This is a genomic window from Arthrobacter sp. Alg241-R88 (assembly GCF_900537115.1).
Classification (GTDB): domain Bacteria; phylum Actinomycetota; class Actinomycetes; order Actinomycetales; family Micrococcaceae; genus Arthrobacter.
Window position 1 is genome coordinate 158,267 of record NZ_UNRG01000007.1, and the last position, 11,688, is coordinate 169,954.

4 protein-coding genes and 1 rRNA gene are annotated in these 11,688 nt (G+C 63.6%); 4 read left to right on the forward strand and 1 reads right to left on the reverse strand.

The genetic code is table 11. The features are described 5' to 3' along the window. Positions 1-20: 20 nt before the first annotated feature. Entirely contained in the window at positions 21-2,639 is a 2,619-nt protein-coding gene (gene glgP, locus G6R19_RS15735; protein WP_205484473.1) for an alpha-glucan family phosphorylase, read from the reverse strand. Between the two features lie 153 nt (positions 2,640-2,792). Here glgP and G6R19_RS15740 point away from each other — a divergent pair, with 153 nt between their 5' ends. The 4 genes from G6R19_RS15740 to G6R19_RS15755 form a co-directional block, all read left to right on the forward strand. Beyond that, entirely contained in the window at positions 2,793-4,874 is a 2,082-nt protein-coding gene (locus G6R19_RS15740; RefSeq protein WP_275898071.1) for an alpha-1,4-glucan--maltose-1-phosphate maltosyltransferase, read from the forward strand. Further along, entirely contained in the window at positions 4,871-6,667 is a 1,797-nt protein-coding gene (gene treS / locus G6R19_RS15745; RefSeq protein WP_163166611.1) for a maltose alpha-D-glucosyltransferase, read from the forward strand. The genes G6R19_RS15740 and treS overlap by 4 nt, the downstream gene beginning before the upstream one ends. A gap of 1 nt (position 6,668) precedes the next feature. Then, positions 6,669-10,367, forward strand: a complete 3,699-nt coding sequence (locus tag G6R19_RS15750) for a 1,4-alpha-glucan branching enzyme (RefSeq protein ID WP_163166613.1) — start codon at positions 6,669-6,671, stop codon at positions 10,365-10,367. A 476-nt stretch (positions 10,368-10,843) separates the two neighbouring features. Beyond that, a 16S ribosomal RNA gene (locus tag G6R19_RS15755) occupies positions 10,844-11,688 on the forward strand; the annotation flags it as partial.

The following is an 11,688-nucleotide window of genomic DNA, read 5'->3' on the forward strand; positions in this document are numbered from 1 at the left end:
AGCGGTGTTGTGCCCTGCTCTTACGCGTTGACGATCAGGCCCAGCTCAGCTTTCGACGCCAGTGCGTCATGCCGCGGCAGTACACGTACGGTGTATCCAAAGGACCCGGAACGGTCGATCAGCAGCGAGCCGCTGAACAGGTGCCGGCCGCTGCCCAGGTCTTCCTGGACCTTCAGTTCCATCACTGTTATGTCGGCCAGGGTGTCGCTTTCCTCCGCCCTGCCGTAGGCCACCTCCACGCTGACGTCGTCCGGGGTGAGGCTGTTCAGCGACACGTAGGCATTGACCTGGAGGATGTCACCGATCTGCGGGTCCTCGGAAACGCCAACGGAGTCAACGTGCTCCACGTGCACCTGCGGCCAGGCGGCGCGGACCTTCGCGGTCCATGCTGCCAGCGTGCGTGCCTGGGAGTAGGAGTTGGCGCCGGCATTCCGGCCGGCCTCCGCTGCCGGGCGGTAGAGGATGTTCACGTAGTCACGCAGCATGCGGTCGGCCGAAACCGCCGGACCAAGGTGCGAGAGGGTGTGCTTGATCATCGATACCCAGTGGGTGGGCACCTTCTCGGTACCCGACGTCGACGGACCGGCCGCGCCTGCGCCTTCGGACACCGTGATGCCGTAGAACCTCGGGGCAACCTGCGTCTCGAGCAGCTCGTAAAGGGCGGCGGCTTCGATATCGTCGCGTTCCTCCGGCGATGCGTCGTTGTTGGCCGTGGGAATCGCCCAGCCGTTCTCGCCGTCGTACATTTCATCCCACCAGCCGTCGAGGACCGACAGGTTCAGCGAACCGTTGAGCGCCGCCTTCATGCCGGACGTTCCGCAGGCCTCAAGCGGCCGGAGCGGGTTGTTGAGCCAGACGTCGCAGCCAGGGAAGAGCGTCCGTGCCATCCCGATGTCGTAGTTGGGCAGGAAGGCGATGCGGTGCCGGACTTCCGGGTCATCGGTGAAGGTGACCAGGTCCTGGATCATCTTCTTCCCCGCGTCATCAGCGGGGTGCGACTTGCCGGCAATGACCAGCTGGATGGGATGTTCCTTGTGCAGCAGGAGTGCCTTGAGCCGTTCCGGCTCGCGCAGCATCAGGGTAAGCCGCTTGTAGGTGGGAACGCGGCGGGCAAACCCGATGGTGAGTATGTCCGGGTCCAGCACGTTGTCCGTCCAGCCCAGCTCCGCGTCGGCCGCACCGCGTTTCTTCCAGGCGGCACGGAGCCGGCGGCGGACGTCCTCCACCAGCGCCACCCGCATTTCACGGCGCAGCGCCCAAACGTCGGCATCACTGACGTTGTAGGCGAGGTCCCAGCGGCCCAGCGCTTCAGCTTCGCTGCCGAACTGGTCCCGGGCAAGCTTTGAAATACGGCTGTCCACCCAGGTGGGCACGTGCACGCCGTTGGTGACGGAGGTGATGGGCACTTCCGAGTGGTCGAACCCGGGCCACAGCGCGGAAAACATCCCGCGGGACACTTCGCCGTGCAGCTTGGCCACACCGTTTGCCCGCTGTGCCAGCCGTAGGCCCATCACGGCCATGTTGAAGACGGAAGGGGTGCCGTTCGCATAATTTTCGCGGCCAAGCTCCAGGATCCGGTCCACCGGTACAGCCGGTGCAAGCCCCGCCTGGAAGAAATGGTGGATCTGGGAGATTTCAAACCTGTCGATGCCGGCGGGCACCGGGGTGTGGGTGGTGAAAACGGTGAAGGCGCGGCCCGCAGCCAAGGCCTCATCGAAGGTCAGTGCCTCGTCCCCGGCCATCAGTTCCTGGATGCGCTCGATGCCCAGGAAACCGGCGTGACCTTCATTGGTGTGGAACACTTCCGGAGCGCGGGTTCCGGTGAGCTTCTGGAAGGCGCGGAGCGCCTTGACCCCGCCCATGCCCAGCAACAGTTCCTGCTGGAGCCGGTGGTCACCGCCGCCGCCGTACAGACGGTCCGTGATGCTGCGGGCCGCTTCGTCGTTGCCCGGAACGTTCGAGTCCAGGAGGAGCAGGGGGACGCGTCCGACGTCGGCGCGCCAGATATGTGCCAGCAGTCGCCGGTTGTTGGGGAGCGGCAGGGAGATTTGCAGCGGCTGGCCATTGCCATCGCCGGAAGGCTCGCGGAGGAGTGTGAGCGGCAGGCCGTCCGGATCCAGGACCGGGTAGGTTTCCTGCTGCCAGGCGTCCCGGGACAGTGACTGCTTGAAGTATCCGGCCTGGTACAGCAGGCCAACACCGATCAGGGGCACACCCAGGTCCGAGGCGGCCTTGAGGTGGTCGCCAGCCAGGATGCCCAGGCCGCCGGAGTACTGGGGGAGGACTTCGGTGATACCGAATTCGGGGGAGAAGTAGGCAATCGACGCCGGCGCGTCCGGGCCCAGGCTCTGGTACCAGCGGGGCTCCTCGAGGTACCGGTCAAGGTCCTTCTCTGCGGCGCGGACCCGGTCCACGACCGACTGGTCTGCGGCAAGCTGCTGGAACTCTTCGCGGCTCACCAAGCCCAGGAAACCGACGGGGTCCTCACCGCTTTCCACCCAAAGCCGCGGGTTCAGCCCGGCGAAGAGTTCCCGGGTGGGGCGGTGCCAGGACCAGCGCAAATTACTCGCCAGCCGGGCCAGCGGCCGGATTGGTTCGGGGAGGACTGTACGGACCGTAAATCTGCGGATTGCCTTCACCTGCGTCACACTAACCGACAACATGCGCAGCCGGAACCAACCCCGCGTTTCTTTTGGATAAATGACTCTTCGCGTGGAGGAAATGACACGGGCGGCAACGAAAATAGTGCGCAGGCTTAGCAATCCGGCTCATTTCTCGCTAACGTCGAGCCTGTGACGACTAACTCAGGAACCATTGCCGCATCGAAGAAAAAGCCGCAGGGCCGCATCACGGACGGCCTGCGGTTTGGACGCTTCCCCATCACGGCTGTGCAGCCCGTGGTCGAGGGTGGAAAGTTCCCTGCCAAGGCCCTGCCTGGCGAGGGAATCGTGGTGGGCGCCACCGCGTTCCGGGAGGGGCACGACCAGCTTGGAGTCAGTGCAGTGCTCCTGGACCCGGCGGGCCAGGAACGGCAGCGCGTCCGGCTGGCGCCGCCCCGCGGGGAACGCGGCATGGGGACGGACCGGTGGGAAGGCGTCCTCACGCCGTCGGACACGGGCAACTGGTCCTTTGTCATCGAAGCCTGGCACGACCGCTACGGCACGTGGCACCACAACGCGGAAGTGAAGGTGGAAGCCGGCATCGACGTCGAGCTGATGCTCGCGGAGGGTGCCGCGTTGCTCCATGAAGCTGCCGGGGACGAAACCCGGAGCGAGTGGGACAGGGGTGTCCTCCGCGAGGCCGCGGACAAGCTGGCTGACCCTTCCCTCAGCACGGAGGAGCGCCTCGGGGCCGGATTCAGCCACGCGGTCACCGGCGTTGTGGCGCACCAGCCGATCCGCGAGCTGGTCACCGTTTCCGAGCAGTACCCGTTGCTGGTTGAGCGGGACCTGGCCGGCCGCGGAGCCTGGTACGAGTTCTTCCCCCGCTCCGAAGGCGCAGTCAAGGACCACACCACGGGCACCTGGACGTCGGGAAACTTCCGCACCGCCGCCCAACGGCTCGACGCCGTCGCCGCCATGGGCTTTGACGTCATCTACATGCCGCCCATCCATCCCATCGGCGTCCAGCACCGCAAAGGGCCCAACAACACACTCATCGCAGGCCCGAACGATCCAGGCTCGCCCTGGGCCATTGGCGCGAAGGAGGGCGGCCACGACGCCATCCACCCCGACCTTGGGACCTTTGAGGACTTTGACGCCTTTGTGGCCCGGGCCAACGAACTCGGCCTGGAAGTCGCTTTGGACCTGGCACTGCAGGCCGCTCCGGACCATCCATGGGTTGAGTCGCATCCCGAATGGTTCACCACCCGGGTGGACGGCAGTATTGCCTACGCGGAAAACCCGCCCAAGAAGTACCAGGACATTTATCCGCTCAATTTCGATAATGACCCGGAGGGGCTCTCCAACGAAATTCTCCGTATTGTCCTGCTCTGGGTCAGCCACGGCGTAAAGATTTTCCGGGTGGATAACCCGCACACTAAACCCGTGTGGTTCTGGGAGTGGCTTATTGCCCAAGTGGATAAGCAGGTTCCGGGGGTTGTGTTCCTCGCTGAGGCCTTCACCCGTCCCGCCATGATGCACGCGCTGGGCCGTGCCGGCTTCCAGCAGTCCTACACCTACTTCACGTGGCGCAACACGAAGAAGGAAATCGAGCAGTACTTCAATGAGGTCAGCCACGAGTCGTCGGCCTTCTTCCGGCCCAACTTCTTTGTGAACACACCGGACATCCTCACCGAATACCTCCAGTTCGGGGGGCCCGCTGCGTTCAAGATCAGGGCGGCCCTGGCATCCACGGCAAGCCCGCTGTGGGGTGTCTACGCGGGGTACGAGCTGTACGAGCACGTCGCCCGGCCGGGCGCCGAGGAGTACATCGACAACGAGAAGTTCGAGTACAAGGCACGGGACTGGGACGCGGCCGCCCAGTCAGGGCGGACCCTTGCTCCGTACATCACCCGGCTGAACGAGTTGCGGCACACGCATCCGGCGCTGCAGGACCTGCAGAACCTGACGGTGCATCACAGCACTGACGATTCAACAGTGGTGTACTCCAAGCACAAGACCCTCGCCGACGGATCCAAGGACACCATCATCGTGGTGGTCAATCTGGATCCCCACGTGACCAAGGAATGCAGTGTCTCGCTGGACCTTGCGGCCCTGGAGCTGAACCCGCAGGACCTCACCCCGAACGGCGGCTTCCACGTGGACGACCTCATCTCCGGTGAAAGCTGGGAATGGGGCGAGTACAACTACGTACGCCTGGACCCGCATGTTGAGCCCGCGCACATCCTCAGCGTGAGGAGAATGCATCAGTGAGTTTTAATCCGCAAAGTTCGGGACAGCATTTCACGCCGAAGAGCACCTTCGAACTGAATGCGCCGGGCCTGCAGCACGATCCGCTGTGGTACCGGAAAGCCGTTTTCTACGAGGTCCTCGTCAGAGCTTTTGCGGATGCCAACGGTGACGGTTCCGGGGATTTCTCGGGCCTCATCGACAGGCTCGACTACCTGCAGTGGCTGGGCGTGGACTGCCTCTGGCTGCCGCCGTTCTTCCAGTCACCGCTGCGCGACGGGGGTTACGACATCTCCGACTACAACTCGGTCCTGGACGAGTTCGGCACCATCACGGACTTCAAGCGGCTGGTTGCCGAGGCACATGCCAGGGGAGTGCGGGTCATCATCGACCTGCCCCTGAACCACACCTCCGACCAGCACCCCTGGTTCCAGGAGTCGCGGAAGGACCCCGACGGACCGTTCGGCGACTTCTACGTCTGGAGCGACACGGACGAGAAGTACCAGGACGCCCGGATCATCTTCGTGGACACCGAGGAATCGAACTGGACCTTCGACCCCATCCGCCGGCAGTTCTTCTGGCATCGGTTCTTCAGCCACCAGCCGGACCTGAACTTCGAGAACCCCAAGGTCATCGAGGCCCTTTTTGACGTGGTCCGGTTTTGGCTGGACCAGGGCATCGACGGGTTCCGCGCCGACGCCATCCCCTACCTCTTCGAGGAAGAGGGGACCAACTGCGAGAACCTGCCGGCCACCCATGAGTTCCTCCGCAAGCTGCGGGCCATGGTGGACGAAAGCTACCCGGGACGCGTCATTATTGCCGAGGCGAACCAGCCGCCCAATGAGGTGGTGGAGTATTTCGGGACGGAAGCCGAACCAGAGTGCCACATGGCGTTCCACTTCCCGATCATGCCGCGGCTGTACTACGCGCTCCGGGACCAAAAGGCCGCGCCCATCATCGAGACGATGCAGGACACGCCGAACATTCCCGACGGCGCCCAGTGGGGTACCTTCCTGCGGAACCATGACGAACTGACCCTTGAAATGGTGACCGCCGATGAGCGCGCAGCCATGCTCGGCTGGTATGCACCGGATCCCAGGATGCGCGCCAATATCGGCATCCGCCGCCGGCTCGCACCCCTGCTGGACAACTCCCGGGCGGAGATCGAACTGATCAACGCCCTGCTGCTGTCGCTTCCCGGCAGCCCGTTCCTGTACTACGGGGACGAGATCGGCATGGGGGACAACATCTGGCTTGAAGACCGGGACGCCGTCCGGACGCCCATGCAGTGGAACCCCGACCGGAACGCGGGCTTCTCCAATGCGGATCCAGGCAAGCTCTACCTGCCGGTCATCCAGTCGCTGGTTTACAACTACAACATGGCGAACGTTGAGGCGGAGGCGGCCCACTCGGGATCCCTGCTTCGCTGGACGCGCCAGATCCTGAGCGTCCGTAAGAACCATCCCGCTTTCGGCTTGGGCTCCTTCAAACACGTTGAGGCCGACCATGACGCCGTCCTGGCCTACCTCCGTGAGTTGCCCAGCGGGAACGCCGCGGGAGTGGACGGCGAATCCATTCTGTGTGCATTCAACCTCTCGCAGCATCCAGTGGCCGCAAGGCTGCGTATCCCCGATTACGGCGGGCGCGGCCTTCGTGATGTATTTGGCGGCCAGCCATTTCCTGGCATCAACGAGGACGGGACGCTGACGCTGACTCTCGGCAGCCACGATTTCTTCTGGCTGAGGATCCGGTCGGCAGCGTCCAATCCTTCGTCCCCCTATACGCAGGCAATGCCGATCCTCTCGATTGAGAACTGACATGAACCAGCCCATCCTTACCCCCGCCCTCACCGCGTTGCTTCAGGAATGGCTTCCAAGGCAGCGCTGGTTCCCCGTAAAGACGCCCGCCTTCGAGCTGTCCCAAGCCGGCAGCCTGGGTCTGGACGATCCTTCCGGCCACGCAGGGCTCGCAGTCTTCCTCCTGAAAGTGACCACCCGGGGAGCCGACGGCGGCCGACGCACCGACGTCGTCCAGGTCCCCTTGAGTTTCCGGCCGGCGCCGGCAGCCGGGATGGAGCGCGCGCTGGTCGGCGAGGCCGCCGGGACGGATCCATCCAGGCCATGGGTTTACGACGCCGTGCACGATCCCGATTTTGTGGGCGGCTGGCTTGACCTGATGCGCAGCGAGGAGAAGGCCCCCAGCGGTACCGCCTCCGGGTTTCGGGCTCCAGGAGACCACAGGCTTCCCACGGCCCGCGGTGTGGTGAAGGTCCTTTCCGGGGAGCAGTCCAACAGCTCAGTCATTGTGGACGACGGCGAATCGGCCGCGATCGTGAAGTTCTTCCGCGTCCTGTCGGAAGGAACAAACCCGGAGGTTGAGGTGGGTGCTGCCCTCACGTCTGCGGGGACCACGGAAGTTCCGGCAACCCTGGGCTGGGTCCGCGGCGAGTGGCTGGCCCAGGGCACGCCTTCTTCCGACGGGCCGGGCTCCGGTTCCCGGTACGTCCAGGGCGAGCTGGCGGTGGCCCATGAGTTCCTGGCCGGCGGACGCGATGCCTGGCGGCTGGCTGTTGACGCGGCCAGGTCGGGAACCGACTTTACGGTTGAGGCCCGCGCACTGGGAGCCGCCACGGCGACGGTCCATCGCCGCCTTGCAGAAGCACTTGGGCAATCGGCGGAGGCTGAACCCGGCAAGGTGATTGCCCCTGCAGTAGCCCAGCGCGTCCGGCAGGCCTGGGCGGAAGCCGCCTCCGCCGTCGGCCCCTACGACGACGCGCTGGACCACCTCCTGCGCGGGCTCGACGGCGTGGCTGCCGGTCCGCTCCAGCGGATCCACGGCGACCTCCACCTTGGCCAGATCCTCCAGGTCCCTGGCCAGGCGGGAAACGCGCCCCGATGGGCGATCCTCGATTTCGAAGGTGAACCGCTGCGTCCCATTGCGGAGCGGAACGTTCCCGACGTTCCCCTGCGGGACGTCGTGGGGATGCTGCGGTCCTTCGACTACGCGGCGGGAGCTGCCCATCGTGAACAGGAAGGTGCCAAAGTGCCGGCCTCCTGGGTTGACGACTGCGCCGAGGCCTTCCTTGCCGGGTACGCGGGTGTCACGCCCGGCACCGTGGACAGGGACTCGCCCCTGTTTGTGGCATTGTGGCTGGACAAGGCACTGTACGAAGTAGTTTATGAAATGCGTAACAGGCCCGACTGGCTGGCGATCCCTGTGAACGCCTCCAGGCGGCTCCTCAGCGGTAACGGCACCGGCGACCAGGCCGGGGCAGCATCGGAAGGTAACGAAATGACAGGCTCAGCACGAACGGACCGTCCGGGGGTGCCGCTGCATGTGGATGCGGGCACCCTGGGCAAGCTCGCGAACGGTGAACACCACGCCCCCCATTCCATCCTGGGCGCGCACCTGGACGACTACGGCCACGTCACTATCCGTACCGTAAAGCATCTGGCGGAGGCCGTTACGGTCATTACTGCAGCCGGCGAAATCCCCATGGAGCATGAAGCCCACGGCGTGTGGGTGGCCGTTATGGAGCCGCTGCAGCAGGGGCACGTCCCGGACTACCGCCTGGCCGTAACCTACCCCGGTGCTGAACCGGTCACCGTGGACGAACCCTACCGCTACCTGCCCACGGTGGGTGAAGTTGACCTGCACCTTATTGGTGAAGGCCGACACGAGAAACTCTGGGAAGTCCTGGGCGCCCATGTCCAGCACTACAAGTCGTCCCTGGGAGACGTGGACGGTGTGTCCTTTGCCGTATGGGCCCCCAACGCACAGGCTGTGCGCGTTATTGGTGACTTCAACGCCTGGGACGGGCGCGAGAACTCGCTCCGCTCACTCGGCTCCTCCGGCGTGTGGGAGATTTTTGTCCCCGGGGTTGCAGCAGGGGCGTGCTACAAATTCCAGATCCGGACCAAGGCCGGCCACTGGGTGGAGAAGGCTGACCCGCTTGCCTTCGGAACGGAGGTCCCCCCGCTGACGGCGTCGAGGGTGGTGGAGCCCTCGTACGCCTTCAAGGACGACGAATGGATGGAGGCCCGGGCCAAGCGGGATCCGCACAACTCCGCCATGAGCGTCTACGAAGTCCACCTTGGTTCCTGGAAGCTTGGGCTCGGCTACCGGGAACTGGCCAAGGAACTGGTGGACTACGTCAAGTGGCTTGGTTTCACCCACGTGGAATTCATGCCGGTGGCGGAACACCCCTTCGGCGGATCATGGGGCTACCAGGTCACGTCGTACTTCGCCCCCACCTCCAGGTTCGGGCACCCCGATGAATTCCGGTACCTGGTGGACGCACTCCACCAGGCAGGCATCGGGGTCCTGCTGGACTGGGTGCCCGCGCACTTCCCCAAGGACGCATGGGCCCTGGCCCAGTTCGACGGCGAGCCTCTGTACGAGCACGCCGACCCCGCCTTGGGCGAGCACCCGGACTGGGGCACGCTGATCTTCGACTTCGGCCGCACCGAGGTCCGCAACTTCCTCGTGGCCAATGCCCTGTACTGGCTGGATGAGTTCCACATCGACGGCCTGCGCGTGGACGCTGTGGCCTCCATGCTCTACCTGGACTACTCGCGCGAAGAGGGCCAGTGGCGGCCCAACCGGTTCGGCGGCCGGGAAAACCTTGAAGCGATCTCGTTCCTGCAGGAAGTCAACGCCACGGTGTACAAGACGCACCCCGGGGCTGTCATGATTGCCGAAGAGTCCACAGCCTTCCCCGGCGTTACAGCCCCCACCAGCCACGGCGGACTGGGCTTTGGCCTCAAGTGGAACATGGGCTGGATGCACGACTCGCTCAAGTACGCGTCCGAGGACCCGGTGAACCGCAAGTGGCATCACGGCACCGTCACCTTTTCCCTGGTCTACGCCTTCACGGAAAACTTCCTGCTCCCCATCAGCCACGATGAGGTTGTCCACGGCAAGGGTTCCATGCTCCGCAAGATGCCGGGCGACCGTTGGCAGCAGCTGGCCAACCTTCGTGCCTTCCTGGCCTACCAGTGGGCCCACCCGGGCAAGCAGCTCATCTTCATGGGCACCGAATTCGGCCAGGAAGCGGAATGGTCCGAACAGCACGGACTCGACTGGTACCTCGCGGACATTCCCGCCCACAAGGGGGTGCAGCTTCTGACCAAGGACCTCAATGAGCTGTACGCTTCCACCCCCGCGCTGTACACCCGGGACAACGAGCCCGGCGGCTTCCAGTGGATCAACGGGGGAGACGCGGACCGCAATGTGCTCTCGTTCATCCGCTGGGACAAAGAGGGCAACCCCCTGGTCTGTGCCATCAACTTCTCGGGTGCGCCGCACGCCGGCTACACCCTGGGAGTACCTGAGCCGGGGGCGTGGACAGAAGTGCTGAACACTGATGCCACCACCTATGGCGGCTCAGGTGTGCTGAACGCCGGTGAGCTGAAGGCGACGGATGAGGGGCAGGACGGACAGCCGGCCACTTTGAGCGTTACCCTGCCGCCGCTCGGTGCTGCTTACTTCAAGCCGGGATCAGCAACGTCCGCCTGATTCCTGCTTGACCGTCTTCGGAAAGGCCCGGAATCCTTGTGGTTCCGGGCCTTTTCGCTGTTCTGTCCGCCTGCCCGGCAGAGGTCGAAGGGGCCGGTTGGCTATCTCCGCAGAGTGGTGCTAGAGTTTATTTCCGCGCTGCTCCACGAAGTCAGACGGAAAAACCGACAACCAAGCCTTAGGCTAAAGATTGTCGCGGAGGCCGGTTTGACAAGTGAGAGTCCAGCGGGTAAGTTTGAAAAGTTGCTCCGGAGCGATCCTGAACCGTTGGGTTGGGTGGTGCCGGGTGTGTCTGTTGTTTGAGAACTCAATAGTGTGCCAAGTTTGTTGATACCGATTTGTTTTATGAATTGGTTGAATTTGCCGGGCTGCCCGCCCCTGTGGGTGGTCTGGTTTTTACAGCTGGTTTCAAATTTTTGCTGTCTGGTTGCCGCGTTTTCCCGTGGTTTCCTGGTGGTTTCTGTTTTTGTTTTACTTCAACGGAGAGTTTGATCCTGGCTCAGGATGAACGCTGGCGGCGTGCTTAACACATGCAAGTCGAACGATGATCCGGTGCTTGCGCCGGGGATTAGTGGCGAACGGGTGAGTAACACGTGAGTAACCTGCCCTTAACTCTGGGATAAGCCTGGGAAACTGGGTCTAATACCGGATATGACTCCTCATCGCATGGTGGGGGGTGGAAAGCTTTTTGTGGTTTTGGATGGACTCGCGGCCTATCAGCTTGTTGGTGAGGTAATGGCTTACCAAGGCGACGACGGGTAGCCGGCCTGAGAGGGTGACCGGCCACACTGGGACTGAGACACGGCCCAGACTCCTACGGGAGGCAGCAGTGGGGAATATTGCACAATGGGCGCAAGCCTGATGCAGCGACGCCGCGTGAGGGATGACGGCCTTCGGGTTGTAAACCTCTTTCAGTAGGGAAGAAGCGAAAGTGACGGTACCTGCAGAAGAAGCGCCGGCTAACTACGTGCCAGCAGCCGCGGTAATACGTAGGGCGCAAGCGTTATCCGGAATTATTGGGCGTAAAGAGCTCGTAGGCGGTTTGTCGCGTCTGCCGTGAAAGTCCGGGGCTCAACTCCGGATCTGCGGTGGGTACGGGCAGACTAGAGTGATGTAGGGGAGACTGGAATTCCTGGTGTAGCGGTGAAATGCGCAGATATCAGGAGGAACACCGATGGCGAAGGCAGGTCTCTGGGCATTAACTGACGCTGAGGAGCGAAAGCATGGGGAGCGAACAGGATTAGATACCCTGGTAGTCCATGCCGTAAACGTTGGGCACTAGGTGTGGGGGACATTCCACGTTTTCCGCGCCGTAGCTAAC

What these genes read in the sequence shown, in the direction of transcription:
- G6R19_RS15750 (WP_163166613.1), top strand. Translation starts at nt 6,669, where the DNA reads ATGAACCAGCCCATCCTTACCCCCGCCCTCACCGCGTTGCTTCAGGAA.